Raw genomic sequence first — 19,272 nt, forward strand, 5'->3', positions numbered from 1 at the left:
TCTCAACCGCGCATTTACTAAGGTAGCCACTTTTTCTCCACTTGTCAACCCTTTTGACGAAAATATTTTCCTGATTCTCTGTATTCCTTACTAGGCAACTCTTTTCGGGATCAAGGATTTTGGATTTTGAAAAAAGAGCGCGCGCTCACCCCCCAAAAGCACCAAGCCAACCAATCTCCCCAACATATATATATAGTTTTTGTCGTTCGGCGATAGATCGTTGCTTCGTGGAGTTCGTAAGTATTAATTCCTGATATCCATAGCGTATTCCCGTGGGGATCGACAATTCCGGAGTAGCCTGTATTAGTTGCTCGCACAGCCCAACGATCGCTTTCAATGGCTCGCATGACATCAAGGGCATGGTGTTGGGCAGGCATAACTTTACTGTAATGAGCATTATTGGATGCGGTAAGAATAAATTCCCCTCCTTGTGCTGCTTGTCGTTGGAAGTGATATGCAAAGGCAGATTCATAACAGATGCCCACTATTGCCCGTCCAAAGGGAGTCTCAAAAACTTGCGTCGGTTTCCCTGGTACTAAAATGGCTTCTAATGGAGATAGGCGATCGATAAATCTTCCTAAAATATTTTGAAATGGAATATATTCTCCTAAAGGAACGAGCTTAACTTTGTCATAATGACTAACTGTTTTGCCTTCTCCTGTTACAGTAAATAAACTGTTAGTAATTGTATTTTTTTCTTGCTTAAACCCACCTACCCAAGCCAATACTCCTTTTTCTAGAATAGCCCGGTAAAATGAGCTTTGAAATTCTCCTCGATCTTGCCAAATAAAAGGTAACGCTGTTTCTGGGGTGAGGACGGCATCAACACCACGATCGCTCAATTCTTTATATCCCAAGGTATAACCTTCAATTGCTTGATACCATCCTTCAGGATTGAGTTTAATCTCGTTGGGAATATTGCCTTGAATAATGCCTACTCTCAAAGGATTTTCGTTGGCAAGAGGACGAAGGTATAAACTCAAACCGATCCCATGCAAGCTGATCGTTAAAGCGAATGCAATACTTACTAATTGCCAATTCTGCTCTTGTTTCCTTTTCAAGATTAATGCTTCTGCCAATAATCCATTCACAGCAACAATTGCTGCTGTTACTGCCGTCGTTCCTGAGATTTGCCCTAAATGGAGTATAATTAAATTGTGAGGGCTTTGGGTATAGGCAATTGGCGACCACCATAAAGGTGTATAGCTCCAAATTGTTTCGAGAATACACCAGGTTGATGTTCCAATTAAAACTCGCAATATGCTCGTATTTAATCCTGTTTTACAATCCTTATTTTTGGGTAAGAGTATTGACCAAACGACAACTAAACCGATTCCCCAAAAAGTAATAAAAAGCCAAGAAAATAATGCGATCGCAATACTTCCCAACCAAGGAATACCCAACCATGTCATTGGATGAATGCCTGTAATCCAAAATAGTGCTAAACCATAGTAACCAAATCCCCATACGATTGCATAAAGTATTGCCATTCTGCAAGATGCACGGATTGTGACAATCCAAAGCGGAATTAAGGCAATCCATGCTAAAGGAAAGGCTTCTACAGGAGCTATTGTTAATCCCATTAATCCACCTCCTAATAATGCAAAAATTAGTTGAGGACAGGGAAGAATTGATAAAAACTTTGAAGCAGAGAACAGAGAAAGCGATCGCATTAAAACACTCTCAAAAGAGAATAATTTTGAACCTTAGAATTTAATTCATGAGATTTTGGTGGAAATCAATTATAATTCCCTATCCCCAATAACGCCTTTGCCAAAGAATTTGGGTGGTTTTTTGAGTGTGTAAACTTCTGTATATTCTGCGATTGCATTACGAACATATTTCGGCGTTTGCACTAATCCCAAATAGGTGATTCCATCAATTAGTTTAAAGCCACCATGTGTTTTTTCTGCTAACAGACGATCGATTGATTCAGGGTTGGGACGAGTATCAATTTGGCAATCGGAAGCAAGAGCAAATCCCCAAGGAACTGCATAAGTAGGAACGGGAGAGTTATAAGAAAGAATGTTGGGAAAAACTGTCTTTAAAGTATTCACCAAACGGGCATGTAACTTGATTTCTCCAATAGCTACAGGTCCTGCCTGAACAACAAAAAAGCCATCTGATGCCATAATATCTTTGATTTGCTGGAAATATTCTTGTGTGAATAGTTGAAAAGATGGACCTTCTTCAATGGGATCGGAAAGATCGGAAATAACAATATCCCATTTTTCTTGAGTTTCGTCGATATATTGCAACGCATCTCCAATGACTAATTCTAGGCGCGGATCGTCAAATGCACCTTGGTGTATTTCAGGAAGATATTTTTTACACGCTTCTACCACTTCTCCATCTATATCTACCATAACTGCACGTTCGATAGTATTCCAACGAAAAATTTCGCGAATGGTTGCCCCTTCTCCTCCTCCAAGAACAAGAACTTTTTTAGGTGATTTGTGAGAAAGCAATGCTGGATGAACGAGAGGTTCGTGATAAAGAAATTCATCTTCACTACAAGACTGCCATTTTCCATCAAGGATGAGTCCTTTGCCGTATACTCCCGTTTCAATAATGTACATCTCCTGAAAAGCAGTCTTTTGATAAGCAATTAGTTGTTTAATGCCATGCTCGTATACATCCCAAGGAGTAATATATTCTTTAATCCAAGCATCAGCTTGAACTTCGCTTCCTGCCATTTTTTTATTCCCTAATATCAATGATTTTTTGGATTCCAAAAGACTTACCACCAACGCAGTTCTAAATAACTCCTTTTTGGTTGGTTTAATTCTTCATCTGTTAACCATTCTGTTTCTTTATAAGTTCCGAAAATGTAATCCCACCAATCTACAGCTAAACCAAAATTATGATGCCATTGATTGTGTTTGTGATGAACATAATGAACAGGCATTTTCATCCAAAAACATTTTGTAGGATTTTCGTGTTGCAGTTGATGTGCATAGGCAGAAAAAGCAGCATAAACGACAGCACCTAAAAGCCAACCTAGTCCAACAGAAAAAGAAATCAAAAAAGGCAAACACATTACCAGAAAGCCTCCTTTAAGATAGTCTCTAAACTCCCCTAATACTCCTTGTCCTTCATTTCGCTTGTGATGATCCCAATGACGCTTGCCAATAGATTTAGAATAGTGCATCAATCGATGCAGCCAGTATTCTATCAAACTGCTGGAAATAAATGCGATCGCAAAACACCCTGCACTGAGAGCTATGTTTTGTAATCCAGTCATTTTCGCTCCTCTCCTTGTCTTTTTCGTCTTTGAATCTGCGATAATGCAGTTTTGAAAATTTTAAACCTTTTTTGTCTTTTTGCGATCGCTCCGAGGAAATATTAATTCAAACTCGCTGACATTTTCAAGCGCTGTAACATTTGTTGCAATAAAACAGCTTTGGTTAATCCTGAATCAGAAACGGTGTCGAGAAAGACTTTACGGTTAATGACTAGAATTTTGGTCGCGATGTTAGAAACAACTTGTACGGTAGCTTGCGATCGCTGTCCCATGAGCATCGCAATTTCGCCAAAATAATCCCCTCGTTCGAGTCGATTGAGAATGACTTTGTGAGAATTCTGTAATTCTTGAAACACTTCTACAGTGCCTTGAATGAGAATATAAAATTCGGGGGCGCGATCGCCTTCATGCAGAATAATTTCTCCCGGTTGATAGGTACGAACTTTAAAGTTAAAATTGTCAGCCAGCCGATTTAATTCTCGTTCGGTTAATTCTGACAGTCCGAGGGCTGCTTCTTCGCTATACCCTCGTTTTAAATGACCATCTTCTAGTTGAATAATGCGATCGGCAACATGAAAAATACGCTGGTCGTGGGTGACAATTAAAACTGCACTGCCTTGTTCTCGAGCGAGGCTCTGAATAAGTTCGATCGCTTCTAGCCCTGTTCTGCTATCTAAGGCTGCAGTCGGTTCGTCAGCTAATATCAAGGTTGGGGAATGTACTAAAGCACGGGCAATCGCAACGCGCTGTTTTTGTCCTCCTGATAATTGTTTCGGATAAGCAGTGAATTTATCCCCCAAACCAACTTTATTCAGGATTTCACGGCTCATCTTCTTGGCTTTTTTGGGAGCAAAGTCATCTTGTAATTCTAGAGAAATCTGCACGTTTTGCTCGACAGTCATAAAGTCTAGCAAATTAAAATGCTGAAAGACATAGCCAACATAACGGCGAAGTTTAAAAAGTTGAGTTTCTTGAATACCAAATAATTCGCGATTAAAAATTTTTAGACTACCTTCTTGAACCGAACGCAAACAGCCAATTAAAGAAAGTAACGTCGTTTTACCAGAACCTGATTCTCCAGTTAGCAGTAAAGTCTCTCCAGACTGAATAGCCAAATTCACATCAAATAAAACTTGTTTTCTTCGCCCACCTTCTCGATAATAGTGGTTGAGACGATCGATCTCGACAATATTGGTCTTAAATACATTTGTTGTTAGCATGGACTCTAACTGAAAATTTCAACGGGATCGACCTCTTTGAGTTTTTGTACAGCAAAGCTCGCGGCAACTAAACAGATAATACAGGTTAATAACAAGACGCTCAGTGCTGTACCAAATTGCATAATAATAGCCATACTGGTTGCTGAAGCAATAAAATCATAGACAAATACAGACAAGATCAAACCCGGAATGTACCCTAGAAATGCCAGTAAGAATGCCTCCTCTAAGACAATTGTAACTAAAGATTGATGGCTGTAACCGATTGCTTTTAGCGTAGCATATTCAGGTAAATGTTTGGAGACCTTTTGATAGAGGATTTGGTATAAAATCACTACACCTACAGCAATCGAGCCAATTAAAGCAAAGCGAAAGATAATTCCCATGGCTGTTCCATGTTCATAATAGTTTTTGACATAAACCAAAAAATCGGATTTAGAATAAATTTTGATATCTGGAGGTAAATAATTTTTGAGTTTTTCAATGGTACGATTAATATCTACATTTTCTTTTAGCTTAACAATCCCTAAATCGATATTATTGGGATTGCGATGAAAAATTTGTGAAAATGTCGATTGACTCATAATCAAACTGGCATCAATTGTTGTATTTGCACCAAGTTCAAATAATTCATTAACTTGTATTTTTTGAAATGACCCAGAACCCGGCACAGTAATCTCGGAAATTGCTACGCCATTTTCTTGAAATTCTCGGGTGACGTAAGCTAAATTAGGTCGCGCTTTTCGATCGAAGAGAACTCTCTTTTCTGCCTTAAGTTTGTTGAGATTTTCTTTGATTCCGGGTAATGCGATCGCGTCGGAGTCAAGAGGAATACCCAACACCATGATACCGCGATGAAACACGGTTTTATCTTGAGGATTGCGCCAAAATACCATGCCTCTATAAATAGGAGTTACGGATTCAACTTCAGGAAATTTTTGGGTTTGGTACAAGTGACGAGAAGAAAATGTAAAAGTAGTTAGAAATTCTCGCGACCATGTATTTAATAAAAATATTTCACCTTGAAAACTTTGCGGCAGTTGAATAAAACTATCTAGAAAAGCAGAATAAAAGCCAATTTGCATGAAGAGTAAAACAACGCTAAAAGCAATACCGAGAATTGCGGCTAAGGTTTGACTCTTTTGATGCTGAAGCTGTAACCAAGCGATCGGTATTTTCTGGAAACTAATTCTCAGTTGCCTAAACATTTATTGTTTCTCCTTCATTGTATCTTGTAAGTTCAATATAGAGCTAATCGGCTAGATAAATTTTAACTTCAATTTGTGAATTAATAAAACGAGTGACTTGTTGGCTATCTTCTGGGACAAGACGAATTTTAACCTCGATAACTCTCACATCAATATCTAAAGTTGGATCGTTATTTAAAACGTCTCTTTTACCAATTTGCGAGCCGATCGCTTCCACAGTGCCTCGGAGTTCGCGAGAGAAAATATTACTCGCGATCGTGGCTTTTTGACCTGTGCGAACTCTGGTGATATCGGTTTCGTAAACTTCTGCGATCGCATACATTTGCTCGGTTTGAGCCAGTTCGACAATCCCACCATTTCTAATACTTTCTCCAGCAAAAGTATTGATTTTTAAGACTTGTGCGTCAAGAGGAGAACGAATATAGGCTAAGGCTAAATCAGCTTCTGCACGAGAAATTGCTACGATCGCGCGTTCGAGCTCCGTGCGTGCAATGCGAATATCAACGGGACGGACTTCTCGTAATTGATCGAGGGTCGCTTTTGCTTCTAGAATTTGTTCGGGAAAGGCAGCATTGATTTTATAAAGAACTGCTTTGGCTGCGTCGAGTTGCTCTTCAAAGGTTTCTAAGTGCAAGCGACTTTGGTTTAAATATTCTCGAGAAATTGCACCATCGTCCGCAAGAGGAACTAAAATATTAAATTCATTTTGCACTCGCTTGACTTCTGCTTCCAAGCGATCGATCTGTGCCTGTTGAATGGCAACTTCGCCGCGAAATTGTGCTTCTAAATTGGCGATTCTTGCCTCTTGTGCGGCAATTTGACCTTGTTTTGCATCCCCTCTTTGCACGCGGTCTAATTTCGCTCGTACCAATTTTGCATCAATTTTAGCTTGTTCGAGAGCAGCTTGTAATTGAGTAATATTTTCAAGAATGGCGATGGTTTGTCCGCGTTTAATTCGATCGCCTTCCTTGACAAAAAGCTTGGCAACTCTGGCATTAGGAAATGCAGACGATCCCGATATAGTAATTATTTTATCTTTGGGTTGGATTCGTCCTAATGCCGAAATAACTTCTTCTTGTTCGAGAGTTGACACTGAATTAGCCGAACTTTGTTCGACCGGTTTGCGAAATCCCGATCGCAACAATAAAAAAATTGGCACACCCGCGATCGCTAATAGGCAAATCGCAATTAAGGGAGTCGTCCATCGGGATTTTAACGTCATAAGGAGATGCAATAGGTAGTTTTTTATCCGATCGATGACTCAATTGAATCGTGTAAAGTTTCTTCAAGGGAACGAGGTTGCCAGCCTAATTCTCGACTTGCTTTACTGCTATCAATACGAACGCAGCGATCGTAAAGATAATGCACGCGCTCTTTACTAATGGGAGGATTCCAAGAAAACAATCGTCCAATCGGATCGAGAATATTACCAATAATTCTGACTAAAAACTCTGGCAGATCTTTGGGAGTAGAAATGCCCATTTTTTGACCGAGTAAAGTAAACATTTCTCTGGTTTTAAGCTCCCCTGTAGAAATAATATAATGTTCTCCCGCTCGGCTCTTTTCTGCTGCTAAAACCATTGCTTCTACTAAATCGTCTACGTGAACGATTCCTGTAATGCGATCGCCTCCCACCCAAAATTTTAACTTGCCTTGACAAAACAGTTGCATCACCGGGCCAAAATGCGGATCGTCAGCCCCAAAAATTCCTGAGGGCATCACGCTAACAACCGGTAAACCCTGCTGATAAAATTCATCGACTAATTGTTGGGCTTGATATTTAGTACGATCGTAAGCCGAGGAAAAATAGTCTTGTCGTCGTTGAAAGGTTTCATCGATAATTTGACCTTCCGTATCGCCATATACTCCAATCGTACTACAGTAGACCATCTTGGAAATTTTTGCTGCTTGAGATACCTCCAAAATAGCACGAGTGCCTTCCACATTAACTCGTTCCATTTTGACTTCATCGACTAACCCCAATTCAACATAAGCAGCAAGGTGAAAAACAACATCGACATTTTCAATGGCTTTCTTTAAGACCTCGCGATCGCAAATGTCTCCATAAATGAGTTCGAGATGGCAATTTTCCAAACGCGATAAATTACTAGATTGACGAACCAAGCCTTTCACTTGATAACCGCGATCGCACAGCAATTTCACTAAATGCGAGCCCGTAAATCCATTTGCACCCGTAACTAATGCTTTCATAATTCTTTCTCATAAACTCGATAAGTTTTATATATCTTTGCTCCCGTTGCTTCGATAATTTTTCGCGAAGGCAAATTATCTTCCCAAACCCATGAGAGTTCTGACCAAATGTAGGGTTTTTTCTTTTCTGTTCCTCCTTTCATTCCTAAATAAATTAATCCTAAAGATACCATTTTGCGACGATATTCAGGTAAGGAGCCAATGGCAAGCGTGCGGGTTGTATTAATTTTACGACGATACCAGAGAAATTTGAGGATTCCCCAGAAGTTCAGTTTGCCATTGATGTGCTTGAGGGCAATATTATAATTAGGCAAACACATAAACAAACCCACCATCTTTCCCTTATCTTCAGCAATGATAAAAATATCGGGATCGGCTAACTGTTGCAAATCCTTTGCTTCTGCCATAAACTCTTCTTCAGTGCGAGCAGAAGAACTCCAATTGTTGGTGAAAGCCGTGGTAAAAAGATGATAGAGACCGCGAACATCAGCTTCAAATCCTTCTCCTTTTGTTCGCAGATTGCGGAAAGTAATGCCAGATTTTCGAGCAATATTATAACCTTTCTCATATTTATAATCTAACGGTTGGTCGAGAGGTAACTCATAAGCATAAGCATCTTTTGCCTTTTGCCAACCCAGTTTTTCTATAAATTCAGGATAATAGCGAGGGTTGTAAGGCATCATCATCACGGGAGGCGAATCAAAACCATCCACCAAAAATAAGCAATTATTATGAGTAGACAGATCGATCGGTCCCCTCGCAACGGTCATCTCGCGATCGCGCAACCACTGACAAGCCGTATCGAGAAGCGATCGTGCCACCTCAACATCATCAACGCATTCAAAGTAGCCAAATAAACCGACTTTTTGTTTCTCGCGATCGAGCAGTCGCCGATTAATTGCTGCTACAATGCGCCCTAAAGGTTTCTCTGATGCTTCTGAGAGAGCAATAAACGCCTGAAATTCTCCGTATTGAGAAAAAGGATTCTCCTTCGCTAATTGTTTGGCAATACTTTCCCGCAGTGGTGGCACCCAATGAGAATCATGGCAATAAACGATATCGGGAACATCTAGAAAAATCTTTCGTTCTGTAGATGTATTAACTGACTTAATCTGAAATTTATTGGGAGTCATTCGTTTCTTTTATTATCAATTTTCGCTCGATGGAAAATTTCACTCATATTAATCTACTATGTAGATACTCTCGCTAAGCTGTCAAACTTGCAAACCAGAATAATCTTTTTATGAAAAAGTTACGAGTTTTACTTATATATCCGCTCTTTCCCAAATCCTTTTGGTCTTTTGACAAAGCGGTAGAACTCATTGGTCGAAAAGTCTCCGTTCCTCCTCTCGGCTTGATTACCGTCGCGGCTATTTTACCGCAAACTTGGGAATTTCGTCTGGTCGATCGCAATGTTTCCTCGGAAACAGAAGCCGACTGGGAATGGGCAGATTTAGTAATTCTCTCGGGCATGATCGTACAGAAAGCAGATATGCTGCACCTTATCCACGAAGCCAAACAGCGAGGGAAACCTATCGCGGCAGGAGGTCCATCTGTCACTTCTACCCCCGAATACGCGCAGAAAGCTGATATAGACTTCCTGATTTTGGATGAAGGAGAAATTACCCTCCCACTTTTTGTAGAAGCCTTAGAAAGAGGAGAAACATCGGGGATTTTCCGCGCTAACGGAGAGAAACCCGACGTGACGAAAACACCGATTCCTCGTTACGATCTGTTAGATTTAACGGCTTATACGGATATGTCGGTACAGTTTTCCCGGGGCTGTCCGTTCCAGTGTGAATTCTGTGACATTATTGTTCTCTATGGACGTAAACCTCGAACCAAGACTCCCGCACAATTGTTAGCAGAATTACAAGCACTCTATGATATCGGTTGGCGGGCTTCGGTATTTGTGGTAGATGATAATTTCATCGGCAATAAACGCAATGTCAAATTACTTTTGCGGGAGTTAGCACCTTGGATGAAAGAACGAGGATATCCCTTTAGTTTGATTACCGAAGCGTCAGTGGATTTGGCGCAAGATGACGAGCTTTTAGAGTTGATGATGGCAGCTAATTTTAACTCTGTATTTTTAGGTATTGAAACTCCCGATACGGATAGCTTGGAACTAACGAAGAAGTTTCAAAATACCCGCAACTCTCTGGTTGAAGCCGTCCTGAAAATCAATCATGTAGGATTGCGAGTGATGGCTGGATTTATTATTGGTTTTGATGGCGAAAAACCGGGATCTGGCGATCGCATTATTAATTTTGTGGAAGAAACTGCGATTCCTTTTGCCATGTTTAGTATGTTGCAGGCGTTACCGAATACAGCACTCTGGACGCGATTGCAAAAAGAAGGGCGTTTACTCGAGGAAACTAATGAGGTTGCCGGCAATCAAACCAATTTAATGAATTTTATTCCCACTCGTCCCATTGAAGAGTTAGCACGAGAATACGTTCGCTGTTTCTGGGAATTATATGAACCTCATCGTTATTTGGGAAGGGTCTATCGGCATCATCTGAATATGCAACCCAAACCTCATAAAAAGAAATTTAAAATGCCAGAATTAATTGCATTGCGTGCTTTAGCAATTATTGTTTGGCGACAAGGAATTAAGCGAGATACTCGCATTCAGTTTTGGCAGCAACTCTTTTCCCTTTTGCAAAAAAATCCCAGAGTTTTTCTGTCTTATATCACTACTTGTGCGAACCTCGAACATTTCATCGAATATCGCCAAATTGTACGAGATGAAATTGAAGCACAATTAACTGAATTCTTGGAAACCAAAGAGAAAATTGCTGAACCTGTCAGGCTGGCTTCTTAGATAATAGAGAAGTAGAAAGGTGAAAACTAAGCGCTAAAATGCAATAACAAACCTTCTTATGTGATGGTTTGTTATTGCATTTTAAACCCAATCAATTAAACCCAAAAACTATTAATAATTCCGTAAAAGGCTCTAGTTGAAAAAGTGCGTCCTCTTCTCAATAAATTTGGAGGTGTTTTCTATATTTCCGATGCGCTAGAAATTCGCTCGATTAATTGCGTTGCTTCTTAATGAGAAATAAGCTCAGCGATTGGGTAATAAAGAAAAGCTCATCTCAATCACGGTTCTTTTTCTCGCGTTACATTTACTAACAATAAGCAACGGCTTAATCCAAGGAGATTGGACGGTATATTCCTCAAGGATTCTCTTTTTACCTTTTCCTCAAAACAGCAAGTCAACGAATCTTTCATCAGAATCTGAAAAAAAGTGTAAAGTTAATAGTAGTCGATGAGCTTTGGGAGCTAGAGCCGTGATTCGCGATTGGGGTTTGTGGGAATTGACCGATGAGGATTGGCATGGGTTCGTACCGATTCGCGATCTCCAGAAACAACAGCAGAATACTGCAAAAATGCCACAAGAGGAGGAATCTTTAGCCCCCGATACAGAGGTAAAACCAAGTCATCATTTCTCCTTACTAGCGGAAGAAGGAGAACTCGAATCAACCCTTGCACTCCCGGAAAATCCTGCTGTAAAAGCAGAAAATTTTGCAGATAGTGTTGAGGCAGTTGAGATAAATTCTTCCCAGCCATCCGATCTGCCTTCTTCTTCCCTTCAACAGGACAAAGATTTAGAACCGATACGAGTTACCTCCCCCAAGGTTTCTCAATCCTCTAAAACCGCAAGAAAACCAGACACTTTGGTATCATCTCCAACTGCACCTACTCCCGTAGAATCTCCTCAAGACATAGGATTTGAGACGGTAGAGGTTCAAGAAGAAGCGATCGCACCTCAGAAGAATCCTGCACCGGTTAGCTTATCTCATCGAGAGCAAGACAAAGAAAAGCCTTCTCAACCCGATTCTTTTCAGGGTTCTGGATCTCAAACCGCTTTAAAAATTGGCGATTGGAATGTCACAGTAGAGGAAATCATACCGTTATTAGAAAAGTATCAATTGTTGCCCAAATTAGTCCGGGAAATTATTATCGATCGCGCCCTTATTTCTATTGACTGCCCTCAAGAAGAATTAACCGCAGCGATCGAAGTTTTTTATCAACAACAGAAGGTGAATTCACCGCAGCAATTACAAACATGGTTGCAACAAAAACGAACGACCACAGAACAAGTGCAGAATGCGATCTCGCGAGGTATCAAATTAGAAAAATTGAAAGAGCAGATGTGGGGCGATCGCTTGGACTCTTATTTTCTCGAACGCAAAACCCAGTTAGATAAAGTGCTTTATTCCTTGCTTCGCACGCAAGATTTGGGAATTGCACAGGAGCTTTATTTTCGCATTCTTGAAGAAGAAGCAGAATTTAGCAATATAGCCAAAGAATATTCTCAAGGAGTAGAAGCCAAAACAGGAGGAGTCGTCGGTCCCATTTCTTTGAGCAAAATTCATCCAACTTTAAAAGAAATGTTTCAACGCAGTAAGCCGGGACAATTATGGAGTCCGCAATATATTGATAATTGGTTTGTGGTGGTCCGTTTAGAACAGTTTGTTCCAGCAAAATTAGATGAGGAGATTCGCCAACAATTACTTGACGAACAATTTAACCAATGGTTGCAGGAACAATATCAACAAGTTATTATTCAAGGAACGGCCAGTAATAAAAAGTAAAAAATTTATCAGATGAATTGTCCTAGGGTTATTTTATGTTTTCTCTCAAGCGGCGTTTTCTCTTAATTATTCTTCTCGTTGGCAGTATTATCTTAACGTTATTTTTGGGAAATTCCTCGGTTATTAGTAAAAGTCCGACAGAAATTCTCTGGGATACATGGGGAGTTCCTCATATTTTTGCGAGAGATACGACAGGAATGTTTAAGGCTTTTGGTTATGCTCAAATGCAGAGTCATGGAAATTTGATTTTACGTCTTTACGGACAAGCACGAGGAAAGGCAGCAGAATATTGGGGAGAAGAATATAGAGAATCCGATCGCTACGTCCGTCGTATGGGAATTCCCGATCGCGCTCAAATTTGGTATGAAGAACAACGTCCCGAAATACAACAATATTTAGCCGCATTTGCAACGGGCATGAACCTCTATATTGAAGAACACCCCAATGCAATAGAAAATTCTTTAAAAATAGCTTTACCGATTACGGGTCGCGATGTTTTAGCTCATATTCAACGAGTGATTCATTTTAATTTTTTGGTCAGCGATCGCGAGATTTCTGCTTGGCAAGGATCTAATGCTTGGGCGATCGCACCGTCGCGATCGGAAAGCGGAAATGCACTCTTACTCGCCAATCCTCATTTATTATGGCAAGATTTTTACTTGTTGTATGAAGCGCATCTAAATGCTCCCAATCTGAATGCTTATGGGGCTACTTTAGTAGGAATGCCGGCATTAGTGATTGCTTTTAACGATAAGTTAGGATGGACGCTTACCGTTAATCCGATTCAAGGCAAAACATTTTATAATTTAAGTTTAACTAATGACAGTTATTGGTTAGATGATGTTCCACATTTGTTTAAAAAGAAACATCAAACAATTAAAATAAAACAAGATGATGGTAGTTTTCAAAAAGAAGCATTAAATATTCTGCGATCGCGTCATGGCGTTGTCATCAAAAAAGAAGAAGATAAAGCGATCGCGTTGCGAGTTGCTGGTTTAGATCGCCCTCATTTAGTCGAACAGTTTTTAAGCATGGCGAAATCGACCAATTTAGAAGAATTTGAAGACTCCATTTCTCAATTGCAATTGCCTATGTTTAATATTCTCTACGCCGACAAAGCCGGACAAATTGCTTATATTTTTAATGGTTTAATCCCTGTAAAAAATGAAGGAACATGGCAAGATTGGTCTCAACCGATTGCAGGAGATACCTCAAAAACATTATGGACAAAATATCATGCTTATGAAGAGTTACCTCGATTAGTTAATCCGACAACAGGATGGTTGCAAAATACGAACGATCCGCCTTGGAGTAGCACATTTCCCGAACAATTAGAGGCGCAAAATTATCCCGCTTATCTTGCGCCTCAAAGTTTAGGCAAAGCAGCCAATCTTTTTCGCACGCAACGTTCCATCAAAATGCTGATTGAAGAAGAAAAAATGAGTTTTGAGGAAATGATAGAGGCAAAATTTTCTTCTCGCTTAGAACTCAGCGATCGTCTTGTTGATGAACTCATCGCGGCCGCAAAAAAGCGAGATAATCCTTTATCATCAGAAGCCGCAAAAGTTCTGGAAAATTGGGATCGAGAAGCAAATGTCAATAGCAAAGGTGCGGCTTTATTTGGTTTGTGGAGTCTCTCAATGGAACGAAATAATTTATTTGCAACTCCTTGGAATGCAGATAATCCGTTAAATAGTCCGCATAATTTAAAGGATCCAGAAATCGCGATCGACAGATTAGAAAATGCTGCCGCACAATTGCAACTCTTGTATGGAAAACTAGATATAAGTTGGGGAGATGCAGTTCGTTTGCGATATAGGGGAGAAGATTTACCCGCCAGTGGCGCACCGGGACAGTTAGGAAGTTTTCAAGTTTTAGGGATCGTTCCGGCTGAAAGTGGAAAATTTCAGAGTATCGCCGGAGATACTTATATTGCAGCCGTTGAATTCTCAGAGCCGATTCGCGCTCGAGTGTTAAATGTTTGCGGGAATTCTACTCAGCCCAATTCTCCTCATATTACTGACCAATTATCACGATATACACGAGGTAAACTGCGTCCGGTTTGGCGAACTCCTGAGGAAATAAAGAAACATTTAGAAGCCCGTAAAATATTTTAGCGTTTTGAAGCCATCCTGCTGGTTAACGGAAACTCGTTATTTCAATGAACAATGAATAATTATCAACAGGTCGATTGAAGATACTGAACTATGTCTTGGTGCGCGTTCCCTTGGCGTTCCCGCAGAGTTATTTGATTTGCTGGGGTTGCACTATAATTCAGCATCCCTGCTCCCTATCGGGAATGCTAAAACGAACGACCTCAGTTCCGATCGCTAAAGCAGGAGGCTTGAAACCTTACTTTTTTGGTCAGATCGTGCAGGCCAGAGCGCTTAGTCCCAATGTCCTTAGCTCCCGACAGAACTCAAACCCATGACTTCTCTCGCAATTCGTAACCAGTAAGCAAATGTTCGGAAAACCCGACTTACGGAAACACCGCGATCGCCGTAAGTATAGAGAGGGAATAGATCCTGTAACCAAATTTAAGAAGTTAAAAAAACACGAGAACTCAACTCGGTTTGGTTTCTCCCCGAAGAGTTCTGTAATTGTTAACTTGGAGCAAAAAAGAAGAAATGCCAAAAGTAGTTGGAATTGACTTGGGAACGACAAACTCTTGCGTTGCGGTAATGGAAGGGGGGAAACCCACCGTGATCGCGAATGCTGAAGGATTTAGAACGACTCCTTCCGTCGTCGCCTATGCCAAAAATGGCGATCGCCTCGTCGGTCAAATTGCCAAACGTCAGGCGGTAATGAACACCAGTAACACCTTTTATTCGGTCAAGCGCTTCATCGGACGTAAATATGACGAAGTAACGACCGAAACCACGGAAGTTGCTTATAAAGTTTTGCGGGATGGCAACGCCAACGTTAAATTGGAATGTCCCGCCCTCAGCAAGCAGTTTGCCCCCGAGGAAATTTCGGCTCAAGTCTTGCGGAAGTTGATTGAGGATGCCAGTAAGTATCTCGGTGAAACGGTAACGCAAGCCGTAATTACCGTACCCGCTTACTTCAACGACTCCCAGCGCCAAGCCACCAAAGACGCAGGGAAAATTGCTGGGGTGGAGGTTCTGCGGATCATCAACGAACCCACTGCCGCCGCCCTCGCTTACGGTTTGGATAAGAAAAGCAATGAAACTATTCTCGTCTTTGACTTGGGTGGGGGAACGTTTGATGTCTCCATCCTCGAAGTCGGAGATGGGGTTTTTGAAGTTCTCGCCACTTCTGGGGATACCCACCTCGGGGGAGATGATTTTGACAAAAAGATTGTAGATTACCTTGCCGAAGAATTTAAGAAGGTTGAAGGGATCGATCTTCGCAAAGACAATCAAGCCTTACAACGCCTCACGGAAGCCGCAGAAAAGGCAAAAATCGAACTCTCCAGCGTTACCCAAGCAGAAATTAACCTTCCCTTCATTACGGCGACTCAAGACGGACCCAAACACCTCGATACGACCCTGACACGCGGTAAGTTTGAGGATCTTTGTTCTGACTTGATCGAACGCTGTCGCATCCCTGCCGAAAATGCCATTCGCGATGCCAAGTTGGATAAAAGTGCGATCGATGAAATCGTCTTGGTTGGAGGATCTACTCGCATTCCCGCGATCGCGGAATTGGTCAAGCGGGTTTTGAACAAGGATCCCAACCAAAGCGTTAACCCAGATGAAGTGGTTGCTGTAGGTGCGGCGATCCAAGGGGGAGTTCTCGCCGGAGAAGTCAAAGATATTCTCTTATTAGATGTTACGCCTCTTTCCCTCGGGGTAGAAACCTTGGGCGGTGTCATGACCAAAATCATTCCCCGTAACACCACCATCCCCACGAAAAAATCGGAAGTTTTCTCCACGGCAGTTGACGGACAAACAAACGTCGAAATTCACGTCCTGCAAGGGGAACGGGAAATGTCTAAAGATAATAAGAGTTTGGGAACGTTCCGACTCGATGGCATACCCCCTGCTGCCCGAGGCGTTCCTCAAATTGAAGTCACCTTCGATATCGATGCTAACGGCATTCTCAACGTGACGGCAAAAGATAAAGGTACTGGAAAAGAACAATCGATTAGTATTACTGGGGCTTCTACTTTGCCCAGCGATGAAGTCGATCGCATGGTTCAAGAAGCCGAAGCCAATGCCGATGTTGACAAAGAACGTCGCGAAAAAATCGATCGCAAGAATCAAGCCGATTCTCTCACTTATCAAGCTGAAAAGCAGTTGAGCGAATTGGGGGATAAAGTTCCCGCCGAGGAGAAAACCAAAGCAGAAGGCTTGATTAAAGATCTCAAGGAAGCCGTCCAAAAAGAAGACGACGAGACGATTAAAACGGCGATGCCTGAATTGCAACAGGTGTTGTATGCGATCGGTAGCAGCGTTTACCAAGATGCGGCGGGCGAAGCGGGTGCGCCTCCTCCTCCCGGTGGCGGCGAACCCAGTGATTCTTCTGGTGGTACTTCTTCCGGCGGTGGCGATGATGTCATCGATGCTGAATTCTCAGAAACTAAAGAATAAAGCGATCGCACCGAATAAATTCTCAATATTAAAGGCAATGGGTTGTAAAACTCATTGCCTTTTCGTTGGTATGCAATAACCTTTGAGATTTTTCGACAAATCTCGGAGTCATCTAACCTGCGTGCTATAGTGTGTGCTATCGTTAATTAAGTTTAAAATCCTCTTTTATCAAATTATGGTAAATATACAAAAACTATTACAAGCAACAGACCCCGGTAAGGCTTTATTTTCAGGTGATAATGAACAAGACTGTCGGCACGATCTTGATTACTATGTTGACTTCTCTTCAGTACGTGGAGATCGCGTTGAAAAACTGAAAAAAAATATTACATTTTTCTCTCCAGATAAATCTACCGATCAATTGTTTACCGGGCATATTGGCTGTGGTAAATCTACAGAACTACTCAAGTTGAAAGTAGAATTAGAAAAAGAAGGTTTTCATGTTATATACATTGATTCCTGTAAAAACTTAGAAATGAGTGATATAGATATAGGCGATATTTTATTAGTAATTACTTATCATCTTTACAAAAAATTGAATAGAATTGAACTTGATGAAATTGAACCCAAACAACTAGAAAAATTAGTAAAAAAAATCATTGAATTTTTACAAGAAAACGAAATTTTTACTCAAGACGATCTAGAGAGATCGGTTATCTCCCAAAATACAAATATAAAATTGAGAGACAAATTTTTGCAATCTCTTGAAATGATTTTTGATCATTCAAAAAGAAATCCTGTTATTCGTCAAAAGTTGAGAAAATATTTTGAATTAATAGATATTAAGACTATTGTTGACTTAATTAACAAAGAGCTTATAATTCCAGCAATAGAAAAAATAAATCTGCGACAAACTAATGGCCAAAACCAAAAACGATTAGTAATTATTGTTGATGGTCTTGAAAAAATAAAAGATAATGCTAAAAAAAAATTAGACAATGGCTTAGAGGTATCTTTATCAGAATATTTATTGATCAAGCGACAGTCGTTATTATTTAGCTTACAATGGGGTGCATCCCAGTTTTGCAAAAATCCCCGAATCATGGTAAGGAAAAGGAAGAATTAACTCAAAAAGGGAGAAAAAATGAATCTGAGTACAGAAGAACGAGAAAAAGTGAAAGAGTATGCCAGAGAGATTGCGAAAATCTTACACCAAAATACACCCTCTGACAACCTGAAAACATTTGAAGAAATAGAAATTACATTAAGAGATGAAATTCAAGAGGAAGTTGCCCCAGAAATTGCTAAGATTTTTTTTCAAAAGTTAGCCAAATAGAAATTGGGAGAATGAGAAAAATAAAAACAATTGTTGGAGAGGTTGAAATTACTAACAAACAGGCTGAATATTTTGGTCTTGCTCCTTCTTCTCGTCTGAGTCCAAAAATGCGAAAGAATGCCTTAATGATTTGTGCGAATGAATCTTATCAAAGGGCGGAAGAAGACTTCTGGATTCTGACAGGTATCAAAATTCCCCACAGCACCTTACACAGATTAGTTAATCAGCAAGATTTAGAACTCTCATCATCTAAACTTGGGGTACAAGAAGTGGCTGTAGATGGAGGAAAAATCAGACTAAGAACAGAAGAAAAGGGGAAACCTTGTCAATGGAAAGACTATAAAGAAGCTTGTATAAATGGAGTTTACTTGGGAGCGTTTTTCCCAGAATCTCAAGAAAGGAAAATTTATTTAAGATTAATATGAGCGCGGCGAGCTTGAAAAAGATAGAATCCTATCTCTGGCAAGGAAAAATTGAGAAGGCATTCAAAATCTTGAAAACTATTCGGACTTCTGAAGCTATTAACTTTTGTAATTATTTGGCAAGACACAAAACACGTCTCATCAATTATGAGGTTTATCAGCGAGAGAAAATGAGTTCGATTGGGTCAGGAACGATTGAATCGGGAATTAAACAAATCGGAAGACGTGTTAAGATATCTGGAGCACAATGGAAGGTTGAAAATGCTCCTCGCATTCTTTCACTACGCTGTGCTTATCTCAACGGCACTTTCTCTTAGAAGATGTTTTTACAAATTTGGGATGCACCCAGTTTTAGTGGGTGCATCTCAGTTTTGCAACAACACCAGAATCGGAAGCTAAAACCCTGATTCTACCGTTGTCTAAATTATCGATTTACAAATTTGAGATGCACCCGTTTTAGTCCAGATGGTCGGAAAGTTCTTTCGGGTCTACCGAAGTTATTGTGTAAAGAAAATATAAATAGTACAGTAAAAAGAA

13 protein-coding genes and 2 pseudogenes are annotated in these 19,272 nt (G+C 40.5%); 7 read left to right on the plus strand and 8 right to left on the minus strand.

The features are described from left to right. Positions 1-110 precede the first annotated feature (110 nt). The 8 genes from lnt to AC6RV6_RS28620 form a co-directional block, all read right to left on the minus strand. Positions 111-1,583: an apolipoprotein N-acyltransferase gene (gene lnt / locus AC6RV6_RS28585; RefSeq protein WP_500244278.1), complete on the minus strand. Its 1,473-nt coding sequence runs from the start codon at positions 1,581-1,583 to the stop codon at positions 111-113. Between the two features lie 159 nt (positions 1,584-1,742). Further along, a complete protein-coding gene (speE, locus tag AC6RV6_RS28590) occupies positions 1,743-2,696 on the minus strand; it encodes a polyamine aminopropyltransferase (protein WP_500244279.1) in 954 nt (317 codons plus the stop codon). Positions 2,697-2,740: 44 nt separating this feature from the next. Then, positions 2,741-3,244, minus strand: a complete 504-nt coding sequence (locus AC6RV6_RS28595) for a sterol desaturase family protein (protein WP_500244280.1) — start codon at positions 3,242-3,244, stop codon at positions 2,741-2,743. Between the two features lie 101 nt (positions 3,245-3,345). Beyond that, positions 3,346-4,464 carry an ATP-binding cassette domain-containing protein gene (locus AC6RV6_RS28600; RefSeq protein ID WP_500244281.1) on the minus strand — a complete coding sequence of 373 codons (1,119 nt, stop codon included), beginning with the start codon at positions 4,462-4,464 and terminating at the stop codon, positions 3,346-3,348. A gap of 5 nt (positions 4,465-4,469) precedes the next feature. Next, positions 4,470-5,669 carry an ABC transporter permease DevC gene (devC, locus tag AC6RV6_RS28605; protein ID WP_500244282.1) on the minus strand — a complete coding sequence of 400 codons (1,200 nt, stop codon included), beginning with the start codon at positions 5,667-5,669 and terminating at the stop codon, positions 4,470-4,472. Between the two features lie 43 nt (positions 5,670-5,712). Next, the gene (locus AC6RV6_RS28610; RefSeq protein ID WP_500244283.1) at positions 5,713-6,891 is read right to left on the minus strand and encodes an HlyD family secretion protein; all 1,179 of its coding nucleotides are present in this window, start codon (positions 6,889-6,891) and stop codon (positions 5,713-5,715) included. Positions 6,892-6,914: 23 nt separating this feature from the next. Further along, on the minus strand, positions 6,915-7,880 hold the full coding sequence (locus AC6RV6_RS28615) for an NAD-dependent epimerase/dehydratase family protein (protein WP_500244284.1): 966 nt from the start codon (positions 7,878-7,880) through the stop codon (positions 6,915-6,917). After that, positions 7,877-9,013 carry a hypothetical protein gene (locus AC6RV6_RS28620; RefSeq protein ID WP_500244285.1) on the minus strand — a complete coding sequence of 379 codons (1,137 nt, stop codon included), beginning with the start codon at positions 9,011-9,013 and terminating at the stop codon, positions 7,877-7,879. Before AC6RV6_RS28620 ends, AC6RV6_RS28615 begins: the two co-directional genes overlap by 4 nt. A gap of 110 nt (positions 9,014-9,123) precedes the next feature. Between AC6RV6_RS28620 and AC6RV6_RS28625 the strand changes: the two genes are divergently transcribed. The 7 genes and pseudogenes from AC6RV6_RS28625 (at position 9,124) to AC6RV6_RS28655 (ending at position 19,052) form a co-directional block, all read left to right on the plus strand. Further along, the gene (locus AC6RV6_RS28625; protein WP_500244286.1) at positions 9,124-10,707 is read left to right on the plus strand and encodes a B12-binding domain-containing radical SAM protein; all 1,584 of its coding nucleotides are present in this window, start codon (positions 9,124-9,126) and stop codon (positions 10,705-10,707) included. Between the two features lie 126 nt (positions 10,708-10,833). Continuing rightward, positions 10,834-10,938, plus strand: a pseudogene (locus AC6RV6_RS28630) (P-II family nitrogen regulator); the annotation flags it as partial. Positions 10,939-11,176: 238 nt separating this feature from the next. Continuing rightward, a complete protein-coding gene (locus AC6RV6_RS28635) occupies positions 11,177-12,484 on the plus strand; it encodes a peptidylprolyl isomerase (protein ID WP_500244287.1) in 1,308 nt (435 codons plus the stop codon). Between the two features lie 35 nt (positions 12,485-12,519). Then, on the plus strand, positions 12,520-14,601 hold the full coding sequence (locus AC6RV6_RS28640) for a penicillin acylase family protein (protein WP_500244288.1): 2,082 nt from the start codon (positions 12,520-12,522) through the stop codon (positions 14,599-14,601). Positions 14,602-15,111: 510 nt separating this feature from the next. Then, a complete protein-coding gene (gene dnaK, locus AC6RV6_RS28645) occupies positions 15,112-17,037 on the plus strand; it encodes a molecular chaperone DnaK (protein ID WP_500244289.1) in 1,926 nt (641 codons plus the stop codon). A gap of 175 nt (positions 17,038-17,212) precedes the next feature. Next, entirely contained in the window at positions 17,213-18,103 is an 891-nt protein-coding gene (locus AC6RV6_RS28650; protein WP_500244290.1) for a hypothetical protein, read from the plus strand. An 18-nt stretch (positions 18,104-18,121) separates the two neighbouring features. Then, positions 18,122-19,052 (plus strand): annotated as a pseudogene (locus tag AC6RV6_RS28655) (ISKra4 family transposase). The last annotated feature ends 220 nt before the right edge of the window (positions 19,053-19,272 follow it).

Source organism: Spirulina sp. LEGE 11439 (assembly GCF_059821285.1).

What these genes read in the sequence shown, in the direction of transcription:
- AC6RV6_RS28625 (WP_500244286.1), top strand. Translation starts at nt 9,124, where the DNA reads ATGAAAAAGTTACGAGTTTTACTTATATATCCGCTCTTTCCCAAATCC.
- AC6RV6_RS28595 (WP_500244280.1), bottom strand. Translation starts at nt 3,244, where the DNA reads ATGACTGGATTACAAAACATAGCTCTCAGTGCAGGGTGTTTTGCGATC.
- AC6RV6_RS28640 (WP_500244288.1), top strand. Translation starts at nt 12,520, where the DNA reads ATGTTTTCTCTCAAGCGGCGTTTTCTCTTAATTATTCTTCTCGTTGGC.
- dnaK (WP_500244289.1), top strand. Translation starts at nt 15,112, where the DNA reads ATGCCAAAAGTAGTTGGAATTGACTTGGGAACGACAAACTCTTGCGTT.
- lnt (WP_500244278.1), bottom strand. Translation starts at nt 1,583, where the DNA reads ATGGGATTAACAATAGCTCCTGTAGAAGCCTTTCCTTTAGCATGGATT.
- AC6RV6_RS28650 (WP_500244290.1), top strand. Translation starts at nt 17,213, where the DNA reads ATGGTAAATATACAAAAACTATTACAAGCAACAGACCCCGGTAAGGCT.
- AC6RV6_RS28615 (WP_500244284.1), bottom strand. Translation starts at nt 7,880, where the DNA reads ATGAAAGCATTAGTTACGGGTGCAAATGGATTTACGGGCTCGCATTTA.
- AC6RV6_RS28620 (WP_500244285.1), bottom strand. Translation starts at nt 9,013, where the DNA reads ATGACTCCCAATAAATTTCAGATTAAGTCAGTTAATACATCTACAGAA.
- AC6RV6_RS28600 (WP_500244281.1), bottom strand. Translation starts at nt 4,464, where the DNA reads ATGCTAACAACAAATGTATTTAAGACCAATATTGTCGAGATCGATCGT.
- speE (WP_500244279.1), bottom strand. Translation starts at nt 2,696, where the DNA reads ATGGCAGGAAGCGAAGTTCAAGCTGATGCTTGGATTAAAGAATATATT.
- AC6RV6_RS28610 (WP_500244283.1), bottom strand. Translation starts at nt 6,891, where the DNA reads ATGACGTTAAAATCCCGATGGACGACTCCCTTAATTGCGATTTGCCTA.
- devC (WP_500244282.1), bottom strand. Translation starts at nt 5,669, where the DNA reads ATGTTTAGGCAACTGAGAATTAGTTTCCAGAAAATACCGATCGCTTGG.